Annotated in this window: 18 protein-coding genes; 13 read left to right on the top strand and 5 right to left on the bottom strand. The window is 67.0% G+C overall.

Annotated features, from left to right (window positions below; genetic code table 11):
* Positions 1-13 precede the first annotated feature (13 nt).
* From betA to bchJ, 9 genes are all read left to right on the top strand, one after another.
* Positions 14-1669 carry a choline dehydrogenase gene (betA, locus tag ACP5E6_RS08445; RefSeq protein ID WP_427953795.1) on the top strand — a complete coding sequence of 552 codons (1656 nt, stop codon included), beginning with the start codon at positions 14-16 and terminating at the stop codon, positions 1667-1669.
* A gap of 131 nt (positions 1670-1800) precedes the next feature.
* Positions 1801-3054 (top strand): sarcosine oxidase subunit beta family protein, encoded by a 1254-nt coding sequence (locus ACP5E6_RS08450; protein WP_427953762.1) that lies wholly within the window; start codon positions 1801-1803, stop codon positions 3052-3054.
* A gap of 15 nt (positions 3055-3069) precedes the next feature.
* Positions 3070-3333 carry a sarcosine oxidase subunit delta gene (locus tag ACP5E6_RS08455; RefSeq protein ID WP_427953764.1) on the top strand — a complete coding sequence of 88 codons (264 nt, stop codon included), beginning with the start codon at positions 3070-3072 and terminating at the stop codon, positions 3331-3333.
* Positions 3330-6278 (top strand): sarcosine oxidase subunit alpha family protein, encoded by a 2949-nt coding sequence (locus tag ACP5E6_RS08460; RefSeq protein WP_427953766.1) that lies wholly within the window; start codon positions 3330-3332, stop codon positions 6276-6278. Before ACP5E6_RS08455 ends, ACP5E6_RS08460 begins: the two co-directional genes overlap by 4 nt.
* Positions 6271-6831 carry a sarcosine oxidase subunit gamma gene (locus ACP5E6_RS08465; protein ID WP_427953768.1) on the top strand — a complete coding sequence of 187 codons (561 nt, stop codon included), beginning with the start codon at positions 6271-6273 and terminating at the stop codon, positions 6829-6831. Before ACP5E6_RS08460 ends, ACP5E6_RS08465 begins: the two co-directional genes overlap by 8 nt.
* 4 nt (positions 6832-6835) lie before the next feature.
* Positions 6836-8197, top strand: a complete 1362-nt coding sequence (locus ACP5E6_RS08470; protein WP_427953770.1) for an L-serine ammonia-lyase — start codon at positions 6836-6838, stop codon at positions 8195-8197.
* 131 nt (positions 8198-8328) lie between these two features.
* Entirely contained in the window at positions 8329-8763 is a 435-nt protein-coding gene (locus tag ACP5E6_RS08475; RefSeq protein WP_427953772.1) for a GlcG/HbpS family heme-binding protein, read from the top strand.
* Between the two features lie 138 nt (positions 8764-8901).
* The gene (bchE, locus tag ACP5E6_RS08480; protein ID WP_427953774.1) at positions 8902-10479 is read left to right on the top strand and encodes a magnesium-protoporphyrin IX monomethyl ester anaerobic oxidative cyclase; all 1578 of its coding nucleotides are present in this window, start codon (positions 8902-8904) and stop codon (positions 10477-10479) included.
* 6 nt (positions 10480-10485) lie between these two features.
* A complete protein-coding gene (gene bchJ, locus ACP5E6_RS08485; RefSeq protein WP_427953776.1) occupies positions 10486-11151 on the top strand; it encodes a bacteriochlorophyll 4-vinyl reductase in 666 nt (221 codons plus the stop codon).
* Positions 11152-11159: 8 nt separating this feature from the next.
* Here the strand turns inward: bchJ and cysQ are convergent, their stop codons facing one another.
* Complete coding sequence (cysQ, locus tag ACP5E6_RS08490; protein ID WP_427953778.1) at positions 11160-11921, bottom strand: 3'(2'),5'-bisphosphate nucleotidase CysQ; 762 nt, start codon at positions 11919-11921, stop codon at positions 11160-11162.
* A 94-nt stretch (positions 11922-12015) separates the two neighbouring features.
* Between cysQ and ACP5E6_RS08495 the strand changes: the two genes are divergently transcribed.
* Both ACP5E6_RS08495 and ACP5E6_RS08500 read left to right on the top strand, forming a co-directional pair.
* Positions 12016-13527, top strand: a complete 1512-nt coding sequence (locus ACP5E6_RS08495; protein WP_427953797.1) for a leucyl aminopeptidase — start codon at positions 12016-12018, stop codon at positions 13525-13527.
* Between the two features lie 265 nt (positions 13528-13792).
* Positions 13793-14863, top strand: coding sequence for a glycosyltransferase family 61 protein (locus ACP5E6_RS08500; protein WP_427953780.1), 1071 nt, complete (start codon positions 13793-13795; stop codon positions 14861-14863).
* 34 nt (positions 14864-14897) lie between these two features.
* Here the strand turns inward: ACP5E6_RS08500 and ACP5E6_RS08505 are convergent, their stop codons facing one another.
* The 4 genes from ACP5E6_RS08505 to rpsA form a co-directional block, all read right to left on the bottom strand.
* A complete protein-coding gene (locus ACP5E6_RS08505; RefSeq protein ID WP_427953782.1) occupies positions 14898-16973 on the bottom strand; it encodes an FUSC family protein in 2076 nt (691 codons plus the stop codon).
* A gap of 1 nt (position 16974) precedes the next feature.
* The gene (gene parC / locus ACP5E6_RS08510) at positions 16975-19218 is read right to left on the bottom strand and encodes a DNA topoisomerase IV subunit A (protein ID WP_427953784.1); all 2244 of its coding nucleotides are present in this window, start codon (positions 19216-19218) and stop codon (positions 16975-16977) included.
* Positions 19208-19951 carry a DNA repair protein RecO gene (gene recO, locus ACP5E6_RS08515; protein ID WP_427953786.1) on the bottom strand — a complete coding sequence of 248 codons (744 nt, stop codon included), beginning with the start codon at positions 19949-19951 and terminating at the stop codon, positions 19208-19210. The genes parC and recO overlap by 11 nt, the downstream gene beginning before the upstream one ends.
* 100 nt (positions 19952-20051) lie before the next feature.
* Positions 20052-21779: a 30S ribosomal protein S1 gene (gene rpsA, locus ACP5E6_RS08520; RefSeq protein WP_427953788.1), complete on the bottom strand. Its 1728-nt coding sequence runs from the start codon at positions 21777-21779 to the stop codon at positions 20052-20054.
* Positions 21780-22081: 302 nt separating this feature from the next.
* On the opposite strand from rpsA, the gene ACP5E6_RS08525 reads away from it, so the two are divergent.
* A complete protein-coding gene (locus ACP5E6_RS08525) occupies positions 22082-22993 on the top strand; it encodes an outer membrane protein assembly factor BamD (RefSeq protein ID WP_427953790.1) in 912 nt (303 codons plus the stop codon).
* Positions 22994-23009: 16 nt separating this feature from the next.
* Positions 23010-24689 (top strand): DNA repair protein RecN, encoded by a 1680-nt coding sequence (recN, locus tag ACP5E6_RS08530; RefSeq protein ID WP_427953791.1) that lies wholly within the window; start codon positions 23010-23012, stop codon positions 24687-24689.
* The last annotated feature ends 7 nt before the right edge of the window (positions 24690-24696 follow it).

The raw sequence follows: 24696 nt of genomic DNA on the forward strand, positions 1-24696 counted from the left end.
AGGCACCAACCCCATGACCGAGTATGATTACGTCGTTGTCGGAGCGGGTTCCGCGGGGTGTGTGGTGGCGGCGCGGTTATCGGAGGATGCCGGGGTTTCGGTTTTGTTGTTGGAGTATGGCGGGTCGGATCGATCGGTGTTGATTCAGATGCCGAGTGCGTTGTCGATGCCGATGAACATGCCGAAGTATGATTGGGGGTATCACAGCGAGCCTGAGGTCCATTTGGGCGGGCGGCGGATGCACACACCGCGTGGCAAGGTATTGGGCGGGTCGTCTTCGATCAACGGGCTCGTTTATATTCGCGGCAATCCGCTGGATTTCGACCGGTGGGAGGAGATGGGTGCGCGGGGCTGGGCGTATCGGAATGTGTTGCCCTATTTCAAGCGGGCGGAGACTCGCGAGGCGGGGGGCGATGCGTGGCGGGGGCATGAGGGGCCGTTGCACACGAAATACGGGCGGTTGGATAATCCGCTGTATCGGGCGTTCATCGAGGCGGGGCGGCAGGCGGGGTATCCGGTGACCGAGGATGTCAACGGGTATCAGCAGGAGGGGTTCGGCCGGATGGACATGACGGTGCATCGCGGCCGGCGGTGGAGTGCGGCGAATGCGTATGTGCGGCCGGCGCGGGGGCGGGCCAATTTGACGGTGGAGTCCCGCATTCTGGTGTCGCGTGTGGTGTTCGAGGGGTCGCGTGCGGTGGGGGTGGCGTATCGGCGACGTGGCCAGGAGGTTGTGGTGCGGGCGCGGCGCGAGGTGGTTTTGGCGGCCGGGGCGATCAATTCGCCGAAGTTGCTGAAATTGTCGGGGATTGGCCCGGCGGATGAGTTGCGGGCGCATGGGATTGCGGTGGTCGCGGATCGGCCTGGTGTGGGCGAGAATTTGCAGGATCATCTGGAGTTTTATTTCCAGTATGCCTGCACTCAGCCGATTACGTTGTATTCCAGGATGAATCCGCTGGCGAAGGCGTTGATCGGCCTGCGCTGGCTGGCGTTGCATGACGGGTTGGGGGCGACCAATCATTTCGAGAGTTGCGGGTTCATTCGCTCGCGCGCGGGGGTGGATTATCCCGACATCCAGTATCATTTCCTGCCGCTTGCGGTGCGGTATGATGGCAAGGGCATTGCGTCCGAGCATGGGTTTCAGGCGCATGTCGGGCCGATGCGGTCGCGCAGTCGGGGGTGGGTGCGGTTGCGCGGGGCCGATCCGGCGGCGGCGCCGTCGATCGTGTTCAACTACATGAGCGATCCCGAGGATTGGGTGGAAATGCGGGCGTGCGTGCGGCTGACGCGGGAGATTTTTGCGCAAGAGGCGTTCGCGCCGTTTCGGGGGCGCGAGATCGCGCCGGGGAGCGGTGTGGTCAGTGATGCCGAGATCGATGCGTATATCAGCAGGAATGTCGAGAGCGCGTATCATCCGTGCGGGACGTGCCGGATGGGTGCGGTGGATGACCCGATGGCGGTGGTCGCGCCGGACACCAGGGTGATCGGGGTGGAGGGGCTGCGGGTTGCGGACAGTTCGATCATGCCGCGGGTGACGACGGGGAATTTGAATGCGCCGACCATCATGATCGGCGAGAAGGCGGCGGATCACATTAAGGGGGTTGCGTTGCTCCCGCCGAGCAATGCGCCGTTTTATGTCGCCCAGGGGTGGGAGCAGGCGCAGCGATGACGGAATTATACAAGGGTTGTGCCGAGTGAGTGCGCGTCTCCCGCGCGTCGCCATGTCTAACTAGCGGGGTCTGGGGCCTAAGGCCCCAGCGGGTCCAGGGCAGAGCCCTGGCCTTTAATCTGGAGCTTTTCATGCAGAAGTTTTCCGCCCTTACTCTGGTTAAAGAGGCGCTATCCGGCCAGAAAGGCTGGAGTCGTCAATGGCGTGATGCGGCGCCGAAACCAGCCTATGAGGCCATTATCGTCGGGGGTGGCGGGCATGGGCTGGGGACGGCGTATTACCTCGCGAAGAAGCATGGGCTGCGGAATATCGCGGTGCTGGAAAAGGGGTGGATCGGCGGCGGCAATACCGGGCGGAACACCACGATCATCCGCTCGAATTATCTGTTCGACGAGAGTGCCGCGCTCTACGACCATTCCGTGAAGTTGTGGGAGGGGTTGTCGGCGGATTTGAATTATAACGTCATGTTCTCGCAGCGTGGCGTGATGATGCTGGCGCATAATGTGCATGACGAGCAGGTGTTCAAGCGGCATGTGCATGCGAACCGGTTGAACGGCGTCGATAACGAGTGGTTATCGGCCGCTCAGGCGAAATCGTTCTGTCCGCCGTTGAACATCGCGCCGGGGATGCGCCATGCGGTGACCGGGGCGGCGTTGCAACGCAGGGCGGGCACGGCGCGGCATGATGCGGTGGCATGGGGGTATGCGCGGGCGGCGGATGCACTCGGGGTCGACATCATTCAGAATTGCGAGGTCACCGGGATCGATCGTGATGCGAGCGGTCGGGTGAGCGGTGTGCAGACCAGCCGGGGTGCGATCGCGACGCGGCGGTTGGGGATTGTCGCGGCGGGCAATACATCGGTGTTGATGGCGATGGCGGGGCAGCGGATGCCGCTCGAGAGTTATCCGTTGCAGGCGCTGGTGTCCGAGCCGATCAAACCGATTTTTCCGTGTGTCGTGATGTCGAACACGATTCACGCCTATATCAGCCAGTCCGACAAGGGCGAGCTGGTGATCGGCGCGGGGACGGATGCGTATATTTCGTACAGCCAGCGCGGGGCTTTGCATATTTCGTCGCACACGCTCGAAGCGATTTGCGAGTTGTTTCCGATATTCCGGCGGATGCGGATGCTGCGCAACTGGGGCGGCATCGTCGATGTCACGCCGGATCGTTCGCCGATCATCGCCAAGACCGAGGTGCCGGGCCTGTATGTGAATTGCGGCTGGGGCACCGGCGGGTTCAAGGCGACGCCGGGTTCGGCGGATCTGTTCGCCTACACGATGGCCAAGGACGAGCCGCACAGGATCAATGCGCCGTTCAACCTCGAGCGGTTCGGTGCGGGGCGGTTGATCGACGAGGCGGCGGCGGCCGCGGTTGCGCACTGATCGGGGAGATTTGAAATGTTAGTGATTGCCTGCCCTTATTGCGGCGAGCGGCCCGAGATCGAGTTTTCCTATGGCGGCGAGGCGCATGTGGTGCGCGCCCCGGCGAGCGCCACCGATGCGGAGTGGACCGCGTTTTTGTACCAGCGGAGCAATGCGCGCGGCAGTTACGCCGAACGGTGGCGGCATGCGCATGGGTGCGGGCGGTTTTTCAATGCGCGGCGCAACACCGTGACGGATTTTTTCGAGCAGACCTACAAGATCGGTGAGGCGCCGGCATGACACAAAAATATCGCCTGGCGTCCGGCGGGCTGATCGACCGGCGGGTGACGGTGCCGTTCACCTTCGATGGCAAAGCCATGACCGGCCATGCGGGGGACACGCTGGCCTCGGCGCTGCTGGCGAACGGGGTGCATCTGGTCGGGCGGAGTTTCAAATATCATCGCCCGCGCGGGATCGTCTCTGCCGGGGCGGAGGAGCCGAACGCGTTAGTCGGCGTGGGGCGCGACGAGGCGCATTACACGCCCAATCTGCGGGCCACGCAGGTCGAGCTTTATCATGGGCTGCGGGCGGAAAGTCAGAACCGCTCGCCCTCGCTGGCGCGCGATGTCGGCAGCGTCACGGACCGGTTGTGGCGGTTTTTTCCGGCGGGTTTTTACTACAAGACCTTCATGTGGCCGAAGGGGGCGTGGACGAAGTTTTTCGAGCCGCGGATTCGCGCGATCGCGGGGCTGGGGCGCTCGCCGGCCGCACCCGATGCGGCGCGGTATGCACAGCGCTACGCCCATTGCGAGGTGCTGGTGATCGGCGCCGGGCCGGCAGGGATCAGTGCCGCGATCGCCGCCGCTGCGGCGGGCGGGCGGGTTATTCTGTGCGATGAGCAGGCCGAGATCGGGGGCGCGCTGCTGGCCGAGCCCGATCAGGCGGGGTGGCTCGCGGCGGCGCGGGCGCAGTTGGTGGGGTTCGATAATGTGACGGTGCTGAGCCGCACGATCGCGTTCGGGTATTTTCCGCACAACATGATCGGGCTGGCGCAGGATCTGACCGATCATGCCGGCGAGGCGGACGATGCGATGCCGCGCGGGCGGCTGTGGCAGGTGCGGGCCGGGCAGGTGATCACCGCGACCGGTTCGATCGAGCGGCCGCTGGTGTTTCCCGACAATGATCGCCCCGGCATCATGCTGGCCGATGCGGCGCGGATTTACGTGGCGCGCTACGGCGTGAAGCCGGGCGACCGGGCGGTGGTGTTCACCGGGCATGACGATGCCTATCGTGCCGCGCTGCGCCTGCATCGGGCGGGGGTCGCGATTGCCGCGATCGTGGATTTGCGGGATGCGCCGGAGGGGCCGCATGTGGCGGCGGCGCGGGCGGCGGGGCTGCCGATCCGCACCCATGCGACGATCACCGGCACCGAGGGCAATCTGCGCGTTTCGGCCGTCAGCGCCGCCACGATCGGGGAGGCGAAAGCCGAGCGGATTGCCTGCGATCTGGTGCTGATGTCCGGCGGTTTTACGCCCAGCGTGCATCTGTTCTCGCAGAGCCGTGGCAAGCTCGCGTTCGATCCGGCGCTCGATGCCTTCATCCCCGGGACGCCGGCTGAACCGACGATTGCGGCCGGCGCTGCCTCGGGCTGCCAGTCGCTCGAAGCCGCGATCGCCTCGGGCCGGGCGGCCGGGCTTTCGGCAACGGGGCAGGCGGTGGCGGCGCCGGTGGCCGAGACTGTTGCGGCCGGGTTTCTGGGTGAGGTGCCGCATGGGCGCGATCCGGCGGGCGTGCGCGCCTTCGTCGATTTCCAGAACGATGTGACGGCGAAGGATATCACGCTCGCGCTGGCCGAGGGGTTTCGCTCGATCGAGCATGTCAAGCGCTACACCACCACCGGCATGGCGACCGACCAGGGCAAGACCTCGAACATGAACGCGCTGGGGATCGTGTCGAAATCGCTCGGCGTGCCGATCCCGAGCATCGGCACCACCACGTTCCGGATGCCCTATACGCCGATCCCGTTCGGGTATTTCGCGGGGTATGCGCGGGGTGATCTGTTCGAACCGGTGCGCGAGACGCCGATCCATGGCTGGGCTTCCGAGCAGGGGGCGGTGTTCGAGGATGTGTCGCTGTGGAAGCGGGCGCGGTATTTTCCGCATGCCGGCGAGACCATGCACGCGGCGGTCGCGCGCGAGTGCCTGGCGGTGCGGGCCGGGGTGGCGATGTTCGATGCCTCGACGCTCGGCAAGATCGAGATCGTCGGGCCGGATGCGGCGGAATTTCTGAACCGGATGTATGTCAACGCCTGGACCAAATTGAAGCCGGGCCGCCTGCGCTACGGCATTCTGCTGCGCGAGGACGGGTTCGTGATCGATGACGGCGTGATCGGGCGGCTGGCCGAGGATCGGTTTCATGTCACCACCACCACCGGCGGCGCGGCGCGGGTGCTGAACATGATGGAAGATTATCTGCAGACCGAATTCACCGATCTCGATGTGTGGCTGACCTCGACCACCGAGCAGTATGCGGTGATCGCGGTGCAGGGTCCGTTGGCGCGGGCGGTGATCGGACCATTGGTGGAGGGGGCAGATATCGCGGCGGCGGCGATGCCGCATATGAGCGTGGTGGAATGCAGGATCGCCGGGGTGCCGGCGCGGTTGTTCCGGGTGAGTTTCACCGGGGAGCTGGGGTTCGAGATCAACGTGCCGGCGGATGATGGCAGGGCGGTGTGGGAGGCGGTGCATCAAGCCGGACAGACCCACGGCATCGTGCCCTATGGCACCGAGACGATGCATGTGCTGCGGGCGGAGAAAGGGTATATCATCGTCGGGCAGGAGACCGATGGCACGGCGACGCCTGACGATGTCGGGCTGAGTTGGGCGATCGGCAAGGCGAAGCCCGATTTCGTCGGCAAGCGGGCCTTGGCGCGGACGGCGTTGGCAAGCCAGACCGATCGGAAGCAGCTGGTCGGACTGCTGACCGACGATCCGCAATTCGTGCTGGAGGAAGGCTCCCACCTCGTCGCCGACCCGGGGCAGGTGGTGCCGATGACCATGCTCGGCCATGTCACCTCATCCTACTGGAGTGCGACGCTCAACCGTTCGATCGCGCTGGCCATGGTCCGCAGCGGTCGGGCGCGGATCGGTGAGACGCTGCATGTGCCGCTGCCGGGACGGAGCGTCGCGGTGACGCTGACCGATCCGGTGTTCTACGACAAGGAAGGGGTGCGGCTCGATGGCTGATTTCATCCGTCCCGCCGAACCACCACGCGCTACCCCGCTTGCCGTTGCGCGGGACCACCGCCTCCACCCCGCCGCGCCGATGCGACGGTTTTCGCTGCGCGTGCGCGAAGCGGCGCTCGCCGCCGCCGGCCGCGCGATCGGCCTCGACCTCGCCGTGCCGATCAACCGCGCCGCCACGGCGGGCGGGCGCGCCGCGCTGCGACTCGGCCCGGATGACTGGCTGATCCTCACCGCGCCGACCGATCCGGACATTGCCGCCCCGCTCCGAACCGCCATGGAAGGCGCCGCGTTCTCGCTGGTCGACATCAGCCATCGCCAGACCGGCATCCGCCTCGAAAGCCCGAACGCGGCCGCGATGCTCAACGCTTGCTGCCCGCTCGACCTCGATCGCGCCGCCTTCCCCCCCGGCATGGCGACCCGCACCCTCTTCGCCAAGGCCGAGATCATGCTCTGGCGCACCGGCATTACCGCGTTCCACCTCGAAATCTGGCGTTCCTTCACCCCCTATGTCATAGGGCTGCTCTCTGAAATCGGCCGCGAATATCCTGAGTGATGCCATGATCAGCCTGTTCGACCTGTTCAAGATCGGCATCGGCCCGTCCTCCTCGCACACGGTCGGCCCGATGCGCGCGGCCAATGGCTTCGTCGCCGCTCTGGCGGATCGCACCCGTGTCGCCCATGTCACGGTCAGCCTGTTCGGCTCCCTCGCCTGGACCGGCAAGGGTCACGGCACCGACACGGCCGTTATTCTCGGCCTGGCCGGCGAAGCGCCCGAAACGATCGATCCCGATCAGGTCGAGGTCATCGCCGCCGGCGTGACCACCACCGGCGTCCTGCCGCTCGGCGGCGATCACCCGATCCGGTTCGACCCCGCGCGCGACATCGTGTTCGACTACGATGGCCCGACGCCGCGCCACCCCAACACGCTCGCCTTCACCGCGGCCGACGCCGCCGGCGCCGTCCTTGCCCGCGAGCGATGGTGCTCGCTCGGCGGCGGCTTCGTCGTGCGCGAGGAGGAGCCGGCCGATCTCGGCGCGATCACCAGGGCGGTGCCCTATCCATTTTCCAACGCGGTCGATCTGCTGCGGATCGGCGCGGCGTCCGGCCGGTCGATCGCGGCGATGGTATGGGAAAACGAGGTCGCGCTGCGCGATCAAACCACCGTCCGCGCCTATACCGACCGTGTCATCGCCACCATGATGTCCGGCATCGAACGCGGCATGCGCGCCACCGGCACCCTGCCCGGCGGCCTCAACGTCGCCCGCCGCGCGCACGCCCTGCACGCCAAGTTACTGTCCGATGCAAGCCGCAACGATAAGGCCCCCCATGAAACCATGGACTGGGTCAGCCTGTTCGCCATGGCGGTGAACGAGCAGAACGCGGCCGGTGGTAAAATCGTCACCGCGCCGACCAATGGCGCCGCCGGGGTGATCCCCGCGGTGCTGCGCTACTATCGCGACTTCTGCCCCGGTGCGACGCAAGCTCTGATGCGCGATTTCATCTATACCGCCACGGCGATCGGCGGGCTGTTCAAGGCCAACGCCTCGATTTCCGGCGCCGAGGTCGGCTGCCAGGGCGAGGTTGGCGTCGCCGCCTCGATGGCCGCCGCCGGACTTGCCGCGGCACGGGGCGCGAGCAACGCGCAGATCGAGAATGCCGCCGAGATCGCGATGGAGCATCACCTCGGCATGACCTGCGATCCGGTGGGCGGGCTGGTTCAAATCCCCTGCATCGAACGCAATGCCTTCGGCGCGATCAAGGCGATCACCGCCGCGTCGCTGGCCGCGCGCGGCGATGGCTCGCACCGCGTCTCACTCGATCAGGTGATCGCGACGATGCGCCAGACCGGGGCGGATATGAACAGCAAATACAAGGAAACCTCGCTCGGCGGGCTGGCGGCGAATTTCATCGAATGTTGATACCGGCCCGGTTCCCGCCGAAAACACCGCGAGAGCGCGGTTCGACCTGATGACATCCTCTGGCCGAACCATCGTGCCTGGAAAACCCACGACCTCGCGCAACCCCTGACATCAATCCCCGGAGCCTGACCATGACCACACTGACCCTCACCGCCGCGGACAGCATCATCCGCGCCGCCCGCGCCCACGGCCGCACCCTCGATCTGGCGCCGCTCACCATCGTCGTGCTCGATGCCGGCGGCCATATGGTGGCCCTCGCGCGCGAGGATCGGTCCGGCATCGCCCGGGTCGAAATCGCCACCGGCAAGGCCTGGGGCGGGCTTGCCATCGGCGCCGGATCGCGCACGCTGTTCGACCGCTGGAACGCCGGCGGCGCCGGCTTCCTGACCGGCCTCGCCGCCGCCACCCAGGGAAGGATGGTGCCGGTGCCCGGCGGCGTCCTGATCCTGGACGCGGATCAAACCATCCTCGGCGCGGTCGGGATCTCCGGCGATGTCTCCGATAACGACGAAGCCTGCGCGATCGCCGGTATCGCGGCCGCGGGGTTCACGCCGCGCCCGGCCTGAGGCGGGTACGCCAAGCGGGCACACCCGGCGAGCTGACGTTGCAAAATCGCGCTTATGTCAATTTTACTTGACATAAATCAATGGCGTTTCCGCTCCTCTCCTGTAGCATCCGTGTGACAGATAGGCGAGGAGGCCTCGATGCGGGTTCTGCTGATCCATCCCAACTACCATTCCGGCGGCGCCGAAATTGCCGGCAACTGGCCACCGGCCTGGGCCGCCTATCTGGCCGGCGCCCTGAAATCCGCCGGCTATACCGATGTTACCTTCATCGACGCGATGACCGATCGGCTGAGCGACGAGCAGATCCGCGAGCGGATCGCGGCGGTGGAGCCCGACGTGATCGGCGCGACATCGATCACCCCCTCGATCTACGCCGCCGAGGCGATCCTGAAAATGGCCAAGGAAATCCATCCCCGCGCGGTGACCGTGCTGGGGGGGATTCATGCCACGTTCATGTATCAGCAGGTTCTGGTGGAAGCGCCATGGATTGACGTGATCGCACGCGGCGAAGGCGAGGCGATCATCGTCAATCTGCTGAACGCGGTGGCCGGTGGCGACTGGCTGGGCGCGCGCGCCAATGTGCGCGGCCTCGCCTATCTGGAAGACGGCAAGGTCATCGCAACCCCCGCCGAACCCCCGCTCGCCGATGTCGACACGATCAACCCCGATTGGGGTATCCTGAACTGGCCGAACTACAATTACATCCCGCTCGGCGTGCGCGTCGCGATCCCGAATTTCGCGCGCGGCTGCCCGTTCACCTGCAGTTTCTGCTCGCAGTGGAAATTCTGGCGCGATTACCGGGTGCGCGATCCGATCAAGGTGGTCGATGAAATCGAAACCCTGGTGCGTGACCACAATGTCGGGTTCTTCATCCTGGCCGATGAGGAACCGACCATCCACCGCAAGAAATTCGTCCAGTTCTGCGAGGAGCTGGAACGGCGCAACCTGCCGATCAAATGGGGCATCAACACCCGCGTGACCGATATTCTGCGCGATGAGCAGTTATTGCCGCTCTACCGCCGCGCCGGGCTGGTCCATGTCTCGCTCGGCACCGAGGCCGCCTCGCAGCTCAAGCTCGATCTGTTCCGCAAGGAAACCACGATCGCCCAGAACAAAAAAGCGATCCAGCTGCTCAAACAGAACGGCATCGTCACCGAGGCGCAGTTCATCGTCGGTCTGGAAAACGAAACGCGCGAAACCCTGGAAGAGACCTATAAAATGGCGCTCGACTGGGCGCCCGACATGGCGAATTGGGCGATGTTCACGCCATGGCCGTTCTCGGACCTGTTCAAGACCATGGAAGACAAGGTCGAGGTGTTCGACTACTCCAAGTATAATTTCGTCACCCCGATCATGAAGCCCGACTCGATGGAACGGGCCGAATTGCTCGACCGGGTGATGCATAATTACCGCCGGTTCTATCTGCGCAAAACCCTGTTCAGCTACCCGTGGCAGCGCGACAAATTCCGCCGCTCCTATCTGCTCGGTTGTCTGAAGGCCTTCGCCAAGAGCGGTTTCGAGCGGAAATTCTACGATCTCGGCAAGGTCAACTACTGGGGCAAGGCGAGCAAGACCGTCGATTTCGACTTCGATGAAACCCGCCACCGCGCCGATGCCGCGCATGAAGCGGTCGAATTCACCGACACGATCCACGCCGGCAAGCTGGCCGCCGCGCGCCTCGCGGCGCAACGGGCAGCGGTGCCGCCCGGTCCATGACGCCCGATGGCAACGCCCCATGTCTTCGGGCAGATCGGCCCGAACGCCGTCTGGCGTCTGGCCGAAGCGCTCGACGCCGCCGATCTCGCCGCCGCGAAGCGCCGCATCTTCGCGGATGCCGGCCTCGCGCATTACCTCACCGCCATGCCGCAGGCGATGGTGCCCGAGACCGAGGTCATCGCCCTGCACAATGCAATGCGCGCGACGCTCGGAATCGCCCCCGCGCGGCGCATCGGCTTCGATGCCGGTGTCCGGACCGGTGACTATCTGCTGGCGCGCCGCATTCCCCCGCTCGCCCAGGCCGCGCTGCGCGCGCTGCCCCGGCGATGGGCGAGCGCCGCCCTGCTGCGCGCGATCGGCAAGAACGGCTGGACGTTCTGCGGCACCGGCCAGTTTTCCGCCCGCGCCGGCACACCGGTGCGGATCGAGCTGCGCAACTGCCCGATCTGCCGCGACACCGCCGCCGATCAACCGGTCTGCGACTATTATGCCGGCGCGTTCGAGCGGCTGTTCCGTGCCCTGATCGATCCGGCGGCGGAGGTGCGGGAAATTTCATGCCACGCGACCGGCGCCGAGGCCTGCGTGTTCGAAATCGGCGCGTCCCGGCCGATGCAAGCCCTCACCCGGCACCCCGCGCCAGACCCCGCCGGTCCCGCGCCGATCCGGGGATAACCCCCGCCTTAGCCCCGGCCGAAGCAGAGAAACCGCGGATTCTCGAATCCCGGCTTGCCGTAGAGCAACGGCTGTTCGTCCAGCGTCACCACCCGGCCGCCCGCCGCTTCGAGCAGCGCCTGCGGTGCTGCGGTATCCCATTCCATCGTCCGGCCCAGCCGCGGATAAAAATCCGCCACCCCCTCGGCCAACCGGCAGAATTTCAGCGCCGAACCGATATTGGTCAGATGCGCCACCTTGTAGCGCGCCAGATAGGCGGCAAGCTCCGGGTCATCGGCATAATGGCGTGAGGCGAATACGGTCATTCCCTCCGCCGGCGACTGACGTGCCGCGATCGCGCGCCGCCCCGCCGCATCCTGCCGCCAGGCGCCCTCGCCCACGATGCCGCCATAAACCATCCCTTGCGCCGGCGCGCCGACCGCCCCGAGCACCACCCTGCCCTCAACCACCAGCCCGACGCAGACGGCGAATTCATCCCGCCCCGCCGCGAATTCCCGCGTGCCATCGAGCGGATCGACCAGCCAGAACCGCGCCCCCGGCGCAATCATCCGCCCGGCCGCGACCTCTTCCTCGGCGATCACCGGAATCTCCGGAGTCGCCGCGCGCAACCCCGCCACGATCACCCGCTCCGCCCGCATATCCGCCACGGTCACCGGCGATAAATCCGCCTTGTGATCGACGGTGAACCCCCCCGCGCGCACCGCCAGGATTTCGCGCCCCGCCGCCGCCGCCAGACCGGCCGCAAGCTCAAGCATATCGGTGTCATTCATGCCCGCTTCCTATCGCCGGGCTTGGAAAACCGCAACTACAGGGGCATGATGCCGAAACAGGCGACTTGAACCCACAGGGATGAAACGCACCAGCATGATCGAGATCAATTTCGACCACACCAGCCTTCCCGCCGCCGGCGCGCTCGCGCTGCTGCTCGGCGAGGATGAACCCCTCACCGGCCTCGCCGCGGCACTCGATGCCGCGCTCGCCGGCGGCCTGAGCCGCGCGCTCGCCGTCGCCGAATTCAAGGGCAAGCGCGGCCAGAGCGCCATCCTCCTCGCACCCGGCGCCGGGCTCGACCGTGTCGTTGCCATCGGCATCGGCCCCTCCGCCGACCTCACCGCCCACCGCGCCGAAGCCGCCGGCGCCAAAGCCGTCGCCACCGTGATGAAGGACGCCACCGCCGCCATCGCCGGCGATGGTCTCGCCGCCCCGATGCTCGCCCACGCGGCCCTCGGCGCCCGCCTGCGCGCCTACCGCTTCGATCACTATCGCACCACGCTGAAAGATCACGAAAAACCCAAACTCGCCCACCTCGCCATCCTGTCGGACGATGCCGAGGCCGCCGCCACCGTCTACGCCCCGCTCGCCGCCCTCGCCCACGGCGTCGAACTCACGCGCGACCTCGTCTCCGAACCCGCCAACATCCTCACCCCCGAGGAAATGGCCGGCCGCGCCAAATCGCTCAAATCCCTCGGCGTCAAGGTCGAGATCTTCGACCGTCGCGACATGGAGAAACTCGGCTTCGGCGCCTTGCTCGGCGTCGCCATGGGCAGCGCCTGCGAACCGCGCATGGTCGTGATGCAATGGCTCGGCGCCTCGGAGCCCGAGCCCGCCGGCAAACCGGGCAAAAAAAGCAAGATCACGCCGAAGGACCCGATCGTCTTCGTTGGCAAGGGCGTCACCTTCGATACCGGCGGCATCTCGATCAAACCCGCCGCCGGCATGGAAGACATGAAATGGGACATGGCCGGCGCCGGCACCGTGATCGGCCTGATGGCCGCCCTCGCCGGCCGTAAGGCCCGCGTCGATGCCATCGGCCTGGTCGGACTGGTCGAGAACATGCCCTCCGGCACCGCCCAGCGCCCCGGCGACATCGTGACCTCCGCCTCCGGCCAGACCATCGAGGTTCTCAATACCGACGCCGAAGGCCGCCTCGTCCTCGCCGACGTGCTCTGGTACGCCCAAAACCGCTTCAAACCGCGCTTCATGGTCGATCTCGCCACCCTCACCGGCGCCATCATCGTCGCGCTCGGCCACGAAAACGCCGGCCTGTTCGCCAATAACGACGAGCTGGCCGACCGCCTGATCGCCGCCGGCAAACAAACCGGCGAAACCGTCTGGCGCATGCCACTGGATGAAACCTACGACAAACAGATCAATTGCGACATCGCGGATGTCAAAAACATCAGCGGCAGCCGCGCCGCCGGCTCGATCACCGCCGCCCAGTTTCTCCAGCGCTTCGTCAACAAAACCCCCTGGGCCCATCTCGACATCGCCGGCATGGCCTGGGCCACCAAGGACACCGCCGTCGCCCCCAAAGGCGCCACCGGCTACGGCGTCCGCCTGCTCAACCACCTGGTCTCGGCCCATTACGAGCGGTAATGCCCACCGGATGGGAAGCGGGATCGGTGAGGCGACAAGGCCAGGGGGCTTTGCCCCCTGGACCCCCACTAAGGGCTCAGCCCTTAGAACCCGTTTGTTTTAGTCCGGAGAGGGCGATCCAGGCCAGATCGGTCGAGAGTCCGGGACATCGCCCTCTCCGGACTAAAACGAGTGGATTCCAAAGGCTCTGCCTTTGGCGGGGTCCAGGGGCAGCGCCCCTGGCCTTGCTACCCCGCCGCGCCGATCCCCACCCGGCGAGCCTGCCGTGCTGAGCGGGTCCGGTGTGGGCCGGGTGCGGCTGGCGGCGGCGCGGGCGCCGGCGCCGTTGCCGCGTCTGGCGATCGAGGATGCCGCCTTCGTCTCGGATCACTGGCGCCGCTATCATGCGGAAGCGCCATCGCGCCCGCCGTTCGACCTTGCGGCGCTGGGGCCGCTGCCGGTGCGTCTGAACGGTCCGGGATTGATCTGGTCGGCCGGGCGGTTGCTCGACGACAATGCGATCATGCCGGTCTATGTCCGCCCCGAGATCGACCGGCCCGGCTCGACCCTGCTGAGCGCGGCCACGGCACTGCCGGTGCGCCGGGAGCGGCGGCCGGGTCTGGTGTTTCATGGCTGGGGCGTCCGGGTTTACGGTCATTTCCTGATCGAGATGCTCCCCAAGCTGTTGCTGGCGCGGCGATTTCCCGCATTGTTCGCCACCACCGCGCCGGTGCTCGACCGTCAGATGGCCAACTGGATGATCGACATGCTGCACCGTTACTGCGGCATCGATCCGGCGCGGGCGATCTGGTTCGATTCCGCGACCGAACAGCTCGACCTCGATCAGGCGATCGTTCTGCCGTTACTGACGCGGGTGGGCGGCTATCACCCGCTGGTCGCCGAGCTGATCGATGATTTCGTGGCAACCACCGCCCTGCCGCCGGACGCCCCGCGCCCGCGCCTGTTCGTCGCCCGCGGCGATTTCACCAACCCCGCGGCGCCGTGGCGTCGCCTCGCCAACGAGCCGGACCTCGCCGCGATCGCCGCCGAACGCTTCGGCTTTACGGTGATCCAGCCGGAAACACTGGATTTCGCCGCCCAGATCGGGCTGTTCGCCCAGGCGAACATCATTCTCGGCCAGGCCGGATCGGGCATGCACAACGCGCTCTTCGCGCCACCGGGCGCGATCACCGGCATGCTCCGCTTCCCTGCCCCCGACCAATCCGCCATCGCCGCATTGCGCGGCCAGGGCATCGCCTATCTGACCGAGGGGATCAGCGAAATCCAGCCCCATGTCTTCCACGCCGACCCCGCATTATTCACCGGCTTCGTCGAACGCCTGCTCGCCGGCCCGTAGGTCTGACCCCCTGACCACGGCGGCGGCTCCCGCCTCAGATCCGTTCATCGAAACGCTCCGCATGGACCGCGCCGAACACCAGCTCGGCCTGTCGCGCCAGCCGCGTCAAACTCTCGGCGGATGCCGCGCGCGCCACCGGTTCGGGCAGGGGCCGCACCGGCCCGCGCGCGGGATCGAACGCGGCGACCAGCCAGTCCCGCCAGATCCGCCACCGCTCCCAGTCGCCGCGCGGCGGCGGCGGGTCGAGGTTGAGCACCGCCAATCGCCCGGCGGTGCGGCGCAGCGCGGCATCGACCACCAGCGCCATCCGCAGCAGCGGATCAAACGCCCGGTGCGGCTCCATCAACGCCCGCGCGACCGACGCCTCCAGATTATTGCTCGCCAATCCGGCCTGCCGCCGCGCCGCCTCGGGCGATCCCCCCTCGCCGAGCAACGCGGCGAAACTCGCGATCAGATACGCCCGATGCGCCGCAATCGCCGCCGCGCAGGCCGCGCCCAGCCGGTTACCCTCGAAACTCGGCCACAGCGCCAGATTGGCCGCCACCGCCAGCACGCCGCCGGCGATGGTGAACCCCACCCGCGACAAGGCCACCGTCCACTGGCTCATCCCCGGCTCGATCTGTTCGATCAGCAGCACGATCATCGGCGTCAGCACCGCGACATAGGCGCTGTAATTGACCCCCTTGATCGTGAACGCGATCAGGGTGAGCGGGATCATCGCCAGCGCCAGCTCCAACCGCGTGTGGCACACAAGCCCGATCAGCGCCGCGATCCCCCCGCCCGCCGCGGTGCCGGCCACCCGTTCGAGCGCGCGCACCCAGGTCGCCGAAAAATGCGGCTGCAACACGAAAATCACGGTGATCGCCAGCCAATGCCCGAACGGATCACCGAGCCATTGCACAAAGCCGAGCACCGGCGTCGTCACGATCGCGGTGCGCAGCGCGTGGCGCAGCGGCACTGATTCGAGCGTCCAGTTCGCGAGAATCGGCGCCATCACCCGCGCGCGCCAGCCCGGCGCCGGCTGATCGGCGAGCCGCGCGGGTCCCGGCGCGTTCGACACCGTCACGATCACCGACAGCCGATCCGCCACGACATCGAGCAACCGCCGGACCGGCACCGCCGGATCGATCGCGCCGATGTCCTGGCGCAAGCCGTCCAGCGCCGCGCGGATCGAGGGTGTATCGAGCGAGCGATCCGCCTCGATCGCCGGCGCCAGCAGCGCCAGCAGCGGCGCCAGATCACGCAGCGCCGCCCGCGCCGCCGGCGCATGATCCGGCTCGGCCGCCATCGCCTCGCCAACCGCGATCATCGCGCCGAACATCTGATCGAACGTCGCCAGCCGCAGCGCGATCGCATTCGCCCGCTGGCTCGCGGCCCCCCGCCGGCGCATGGTCGCGAGCGTGACGCTCCGCGCCCGTTCGATCGCCTCGCGCACCGCCCGCCGATGCCCACGCGCATGCAGATCGAACCCCTCCTCGTCCGGATTGGACTCCAACGACAGATCGATCAGGTCACGCGCCAGCGCGGCCAGGGCCAGCGCCAGATCCGCCAGCGCCGCCCGTGCGGGATGAAACGGGCGCATCCGCCAGAGTGCCAGCGTCAGCAGCGCCGCCCCCGCCGCCCCGGCCCAGAACGCCACCCCCGGCACCACCGCCGCCATCACCGACCTGATCGGCGTGTCGAGCGAGAGAACAATCGCAACGGCAAGCAAATTACCGGTCTGCAACCCGCCCTGGCCATAGATCCGCGCGAAGCTGCACACGAAAATCGTCAGCCCGGCCAACACAACGGCAACCGGCGGGCTGCGCGCCAGAATGAGCCCGAACACCGCGAAACACAGCGCGCCGAGCACGCCGAAAATCAGCATCGGCGGCAACCGCGCCCGCACCGCACCCCCCGGATCGGCGAAACAGGCGAGCAATGCCCCCAGCGCCGCCAATCCCAGTTGCGGCAGCCCCAGCAGCGACCCCAGCGCCATGGTGCCGGCCACCGCAATCCCCGCCCGCACCCCTTCGAGCAGCGAAATCGCGCGGAAATTCAGGCTCAACCCGGCAAGAGCGGGCAATCCGGCGCGGTCGGCCGCGGCAATCGCGCCGGCCGTGGATTTCACCTCAACCGGCGCCATCACTCGGCAGCGGCGTGCCGAACACCCCGGCGCGGGGAAAGCCATTGGGCGGCAACCGCCCGGCCTGGCCGCGCGCGCCCAGCCATTCCGTGAGTTTGGTCTCCGTGCGGGTCTTGTCGCCCAACCGCCAGGTCAGCCCGTCGGCGAGGGCAAAACTCTTGGCATCCGCCAGCCCGCCATCCTTGTATTTCTGCAAAATCACCCCGGCGCCGCGCGCCATCTCCGGCACCTGATCGAGCGGAAACACCAGCAGCTTGCGGTTCTCGCCGATCACCGCGAGGTGATCCCCGGTGACCGGAAAACAGAATTTCGCCGCCTCGCCGGGCTTGACCGTCAGAATCTGCTTGCCGGTCCGCTTTTCCGCCACCAGCTCGGCGCCGGGAACGATGAATCCCCGCCCCTGGCCATTCGCCACCAGATAGCGCGCGGCGGGATCGGCGACGAACAGGGTCGCGACATCGTCATCATTGCCAAGCTCGATCAGCAGCCGGATCGCCTGCCCATCCCCCCGTCCGCGCGGCAGGTCGGCGGCGCGCAGCGTGTAAATCCGCCCGTTGGTGGCAAACACCGCGATCCGGTCGACGCTGGAGCACCGCAGCAGCGCGCGCAGCCGATCGCCCTCCTTGAATTTCAGCTCGGCATCGGCCACCGCATGGCCTTTCAACGCCCGCACCCACCCTTTGTCGGAAAAAATGATCGTCAACGGCTCGCGCTCGACCAGCGCCTCGGGTGACACCTCGATCACGCGCGGCGCCCCGCCGATACTCGTGCGCCGCGCCCCGAGCGGCCCGGTGCCGAAGCTCTGCCGCATCGCCTCGATTTCCGCCTCGATCCGTGCCCAGCGCTGCGCCGGATCATCGAGCATCGCGTTGAGCGCCGTCTGCTCGGCGCTCAGCGCCTGATGCTCGCGGCGCAGTTCCATTTCCTCGAGCTTGCGCAGGCTGCGCAACCGCATGTTCAAAATCGCCTCGGCCTGCACATCGCTCAGCGCAAACGCCGCGATCAGCACCGGCTTGGGCTCATCCTCGGTGCGGATAATCCGGATCACCTCGTCCAGATTGAGAAACGCGGTGATATAACCTTGCAGTATCTCCAACCGCCGCGCGATCGCCGCCAGCCGGTGGCGCGAGCGCCGTTCGAGCACGACATGCCGATGATCGAGCCAGGCCTGCAACATCTCGGCGAGGTTCATCACCCGCGGCGTCCGCTCGGCATCCAGCACGTTCATGTTCATCGAAAACCGGGTCTCGAGCGCGGTTGCACGAAACACGCTCGCCATCAGCATGTCGGGATCGACCGTGCGCGATTTCGGCTCCAACACGATCCGCACATGCTCGCTGCTCTCGTCGCGAATATCGCCCAGCAGCGGCAGTTTCTTCTCCGCCAGCAATTCCGCGACCTGCTCGATCAGGCGCGATTTCTGCACCTGATACGGAATCTCGGTCACCACGATCTGCCACATCCCGCCCTTGAGGTCGGATTTGCTCCACCGCGCCCGCACCCGCAGCGAACCCCGCCCGGTCTCATACGCGAGGCGAAGCGTCTCGCGGTCCTCGACCAACTCACCCCCGGTCGGAAAATCCGGCCCCTGCACGAATTCCAGCAGTTTCGCCGTCGCCGCCCCCGGATGGCGGATCAGATAAATCGCGGCCGCACATAATTCCCCGGCATTATGCGGCGGAATCGAGGTCGCCATCCCCACCGCGATGCCCGCGGCACCGTTGGCGAGCAGGTTCGGAAACGCGCCAGGCAGCACGACCGGCTCGGAATCCTCATTGTCATAGGTCGGCCGGAAATCGACCGTGTCCTCGTCGATCCCCTCGAGCAGCGCCGCCGCGATCGCGGTCATTCGGCTTTCGGTGTAGCGCATCGCCGCCGCGTTATCGCCGTCGATATTGCCGAAATTACCCTGGCCCTCGATCAGCGGGTAGCGCGAGGCGAAATCCTGCGCCAGCCGCACCAGCGCCTCATAAATCGACATGTCGCCATGCGGATGGAACTTGCCCATCACGTCGCCCACCACGCGGGCGCATTTCTTGAACCCCGACCCCGGGTCGAGCTTGAGTTGCCGCATCGCGAAAATCAGCCGCCGATGCACCGGCTTCAACCCATCGCGCACATCCGGCAGCGAGCGGGACATGATGGTCGAGAGCGCATAGGCCAGATAGCGTTCCGACAATGCGGTCGCCAGCGGCGTATCCTGGATGGTTCCGGTCAGATCATCCGGCATGTATCTCTCCGTTTATCCGTCTCAGCACCAGGTCATAGAGGGCCACCCGCGCCGAGGGAAGCGACGCATGGCGCGCGCCGAACGCATCGCGCGCCAGGAAATGCCCGGTCAGCGCCAACCCCTCGCGGCACGCGTCCAGATCGGCCGCCGCATCGCCGACCAGAAACCCAGGCAACGGCAACAGTCGCGACACCCAGATCCCCGCCGCCGCGCGCGACACCGCCCGCCCGGTGCGCGGCGAGACGAACGCCAGATCATCCACCCCCCCGGTCACCGCACAGGCCGAAAAATCCAGCCCATAGCCAAGCTCGCGCAACAGCGCGACCTCGAAGCGCACCAGCGCCGGCAGCGCCGCCCCCGCGATGCCGATCCCCGCCAGCAACCGAGTCAGCCCCAGAAACGCCGCCGGATGCGCCTCACGCTCCGGCAACACCCCCGCCGCGACCGCACAGGCCGACCGCAGCACCGCCAGCGCCAGCGCATCGTTCATCGCCAGCGCCGCCGCCGGATGCACCAGCTCCCCGGTCAGACTGCCCAATTGCTCCGGCAACCGCGCCACCCAGCGCGCCGCGATCAGATTGCCCTCCTGCCACACCGGCGCCCCCCGGCGCGACGCCCCGCCCCGCGCCAAACCATGCCACGCGCCCCAAGCCTCGGTCAGCACGATCGCCCGCTGATCCCCCTCGCCATACGGCGTCAGACTCAAAACGATTGCCGGGTCCGACCATTCCATCAACGCCAGTCCTCACAACACGAGCGGCAGCGGACGATGCCCCCTACGAAAAACGCCGCCCCGAAGGGCGGCGCTGCTCCGGTCAAACCAACCGAATCGCTCAGTTCTCGCCTTGCGCCTGCTGGTTGCGGCGACGGATCGCGGCCCCCAGAATGTCGCCGAGCGAGGCGCCCGAATCCGACGAGCCGAAATCGGCCATCGCCTGCTTGTCCTCGTCGATCTCCTTGCCTTTGACCGTGAGTTGCAGCTTGCGGGCGGCGCGGTCGACGGCAGTGATCTTGGCATCGATCTTTTCGCCGACGGCGAATTTATCGGGGCGCTGATCGCCTTTGTCGCGGGCCAGTTCGGCGCGGCGAATAAAGCCGGTGAGCACGTCGTCGACCTTCACTTCGAGCCCGTTGGTCTGGACCGCGGTGATCACGCAGGTGACGATCATGCCTTTATGGACGCGATCGAGCACGCCGGCGGCGGGGTCTTCCTCGAGCTGCTTCACACCAAGGCTGATGCGCTCTTTCTCGACATCGACATCGAGCACCTTCGCCTTGACGATATCGCCCTTGTTGAACTTGGCCATCGCCAGCTCGCCCGGCTCATCCCACGACAGATCGGACATATGGACCATGCCGTCGATTTCCGGGGCGAGGCCGATGAACAGGCCGAACTCGGTCATGTTGCGGATCTCGCCTTCGACCAGCGAGCCCACGGGATGATCGTCCATGAACTGTTCCCACGGGTTGCGCGAGACCTGCTTGAGGCCGAGCGAAATCCGCCGCTTGCTGGCATCGACGTCGAGCACCATGACCTCGACTTCCTGGCTGGTCGCCACGATCTTGCCGGGGTGGGCGTTCTTTTTGGTCCAGGACATTTCGGACACGTGAACCAGGCCTTCGACGCCGGGTTCCAACTCCACGAACGCACCGTAATCGGTGATGTTGGTGACGCGGCCGGTGACCTTGATGCCGGGCGGATATTTGACGTCCACACCTTCCCACGGATCGGTCTCGAGCTGCTTCATGCCCAGGCTGATGCGCTGGGTGTCCGAATTGAAGCGGATCACCTGCACGCGCACCGGCTGACCGATGGTGAGTGCTTCGGCGGGATGGTTGATCCGGCGCCACGCGATATCGGTGACATGGAGCAGGCCATCGACGCCGCCGAGATCGACGAACGCGCCGTAATCGGTGATGTTCTTGACCACGCCGTCGAGGATCTGGCCTTCCTTGAGGCCCTGGATCAGTTCCGAACGTTGTTCGGCGCGGGTTTCCTCGAGCACGGCGCGGCGGGAGACAACGATGTTGCCGCGCGCCCGGTCCATCTTCAAAATCTGGAACGGCTGGGACATGCCCATCAGCGGCGTCACATCGCGCACCGGGCGGATATCGACCTGGCTGCCCGGCAGAAAGGCGGTGGCACCGCCGAGATCGACGGTGAACCCGCCCTTGACGCGGCCGTGGATGATGCCGTTGACGCGGGTCTGTGCCTCGTGCGCGCGTTCCAGCGCGGTCCAGGCTTCCTCGCGGCGGGCTTTTTCACGGGAGAGGACGATCGAGCCGTCCTTGTCTTCATAGCGCTCGATGAACAGATCGAACACGTCGCCCGGCTTGACTTCCTGGCCGCCGAATTCCTTGAGCGGGACCCGGCCTTCGCTCTTCAGCCCGACATCGACCACGACGAATTCGTCGTCGATGCGTGAAACGCGGCCTGAAACCACCGAGCCTTCAAAGCCGGTGTTGCTGCCCAATGTGCTGTCGAGCAAGGCAGCGAAATCATCAGTGCCGGTGTATTGGTCTGCGCCGTGCTGGCGCGCAACGGTTGCGATTGAACCCATGAAGCGGTTTAAATCCTTGAAACAAGACCGCTGGTGCGGCCGGTTTGGTATGCGGGCGACAGCCTCGACTGATCCGGCAAGCGCCGGGCCGGTTGAAAAAACATTCCCTAACAGGAATGAGCCGCGAACGGAGTATTCGCAGCCGAGGCGAGAAATACGCATTTAACCGCCCCTGCGCAAGCGCCATCGCACTGGATTCCAAAACTTCTTTCATCCCCCGGGGCCTGCTTCGCCGCCTTTCGCCCTCAACCACCCCGCCGGAGGCTTCGCGTGATCGAATCACATGCTATAAGCCCGCCCCGATGACGCACGCGCACCCCCAGACCGTTCCGCCCGCCCCGCATGACGCCCCAACCCGGCCGCGTCTGTCCATGCTCCTCCTGCTCGCCCCGCTGGCCTTGGGCGGGTGCGGCCTGTTCGGCGGCGGCCACGCCCACACCGGCGCCCAGGCCAAAACCGGTGCTCAGGCCAAGGACGGCAAAACCGCCGCCCTGCCCCCCGCCGGCACGCTTTACGCCGACGGCATCGCCTATCTCCACAAGGGCGAGAACAAAAAAGCCTCCGACTCGTTCAACCAGATCGAGGTCAACTACCCCTATTCCACCTGGGCGACCCATGCCGAACTGCTGCATGGCTACGCCGAATACCGAAGGCAGAATTTCGACTCAGCGGTCGGCGCGCTCAACCGCTTCATCGAACTCCATCCCGCCAGCCCCGATGCCGCCTACGCCTATTACCTGCGCGCGCTCTGCTATTACGAGCAGATCGAGGGCGTCCACCACGACCAGACCTTCACCCTCGAAGCCGTGCAGGCCTTGCAGGACGTCGTCACCCGCTTCCCCGACAGCGCCTACGCGCGTGATGCCCGGATCAAGCTCCGCCTCGCGCAAAACCGTCTGGCCGGCCATGAAATGGCGATCGGCCGCTTCTACGAGCGCCAGAATCTCTACGCCGCCGCCATCAGCCGCTATCAGATCGTGGTGCAGCAATACCAGACCACCACCTTCGTCCCCGAAGCGCTCGAACGCCTGGTCGAATGCTATCTCGACCTCGGCCTGACCAAGGAGGCCGTCCGCACCGCCGCCGTGCTCGGCTACAACTACCCCGGCTCGCACTGGTATCAGGATGCCTACGCCAAGCTCGGCAACCACCACATCGTGAACGGGGTGGTCAAGCCGCACGGCTCCGGCGGCTTCCTGTTCGGGCTGCTCTAAGCCCGCCGTCCCGGTCATGCTCACCGCGCTCTCCATTCGCGACGTGGTGCTGATCGACCGGCTCGATCTCGGTTTCGAACCCGGCCTCGCCGTCTTCACCGGCGAGACCGGCGCCGGCAAATCCATCCTGCTCGACGCGCTCGGCCTCGCCCTCGGCGCGCGCGCCGACGCCGGGCTGATCCGCGCCGAGGCACCGCAGGCCGTCGTCACCGCCTCCTTCACCGTCGCGCCCACCCATCAGGCGCAAACCCTGCTCGACCAGCACGGCATCGAACCGGGCGAGGACATCCTGCTCCGCCGCATCGTCACGCGTGACGGCAAATCCCGCGCCCTGATCAACGACCAGCCGGTCGGCGCCGCCCTGCTGCGCCGCGTCGCCGATCTGCTGATCGAAATCCAGGGCCAACACGCCCAGATCGGCCTCAGCGATCCGGCGACCCAGCGCGCCATGCTCGACGATTACGGCGTCGATCACGCCCTGCGCGCCACCGTCGCCTCGCTGCACAATTCCTGGCAAGCCGCCGAAGCCGCCCGCGCCGATGCCGCCGCCGCCCTCGCCGAAGCCCAGCGCGACGAGGATTTCCTTCGCCACGCGGTCGATGAACTCACAACCCTCGCCCCCCGCCCCGACGAGGAAGACAATCTCGCCGCCGCGCGCCAGCACCTCCAGGGCGCTGAACGCCGCGCCGAGGCCATCGGCACCGCGCTTTCCGAGCTCGCCCCGCGCGAACGCCGCTCCACCGGCCCCGCCGCCACCCTGCGCGCCGCCGCCCGCGCCCTCGCCCGCATCGCCGAAGCCGACCAGGGTCCCGTGATCGGCCAGGCGCTCGCCGCGATCGAACGCGCCGAGGAAGCCCTCGCCGAAGCCGAAACCCTGCTCTCCCGCGCCGCGACCGAGGCCGAGTCCGACCCCAACCGCCTCGAAGCCATCGAGGAACGCCTGTTCGCCCTCCGCGCCATGGCCCGCAAACACGGCGTCACCGCGATCGAACTCCCCACCCTGCTCGCGCAATTCGCCGCCCGCCTCGCCACACTCGATGCCGGCACCGCCGCCCTGCACCAATGCGAAGCCGCCGCCCGCGCCGCCCGCGCCGACTATCTCACCGCCGCCGCCGCCCTCAGCGAGGCCCGCACCCGCGCCGCCGCCAAACTCTCCCGCGCCGTCGGCGCCGAGCTACCGCCGCTGAAACTCGACCGCGCCCGCTTCATCGCCACCTGCACCACCCTGCCCGAACCGCAATGGAGCGCGCGCGGCGCCGATGCCGTGCGCTTCCTCATCGCCACCAACCCCGGCGACACCCCCGGCCCGCTCGACCGCGTCGCCTCCGGCGGCGAGCTCTCCCGCCTGCTGCTGGCGCTCAACGTCGTGCTCGCCGGCGAATCCCCGGTCGGCACCATGATTTTCGACGAGGTCGACAGCGGCATCGGCGGCGCCACCGCCGCCGCCGTCGGCGAACGCCTCGCCCGCATCGCAACGACGACCCAGGTCCTCGTCGTCACCCACTCGCCCCAGGTCGCCGCCCGCGCCGCCACCCATTTCCAGGTCGCGAAATCCAGCGGCCGCACCCGCGCCCAAACCCTGGTCACCCGCCTCGACCCCGCCGCGCGGCGCGAGGAAATCGCCCGCATGCTCGCCGGCGAAACCATCACCGAGGCCGCCCGCAACGCCGCCACCAGCCTGCTCGCCGGCCCATGAGCGACAA

Source organism: Acidiphilium sp., from assembly GCF_049977125.1.
Lineage (GTDB): Bacteria > Pseudomonadota > Alphaproteobacteria > Acetobacterales > Acetobacteraceae > Acidiphilium.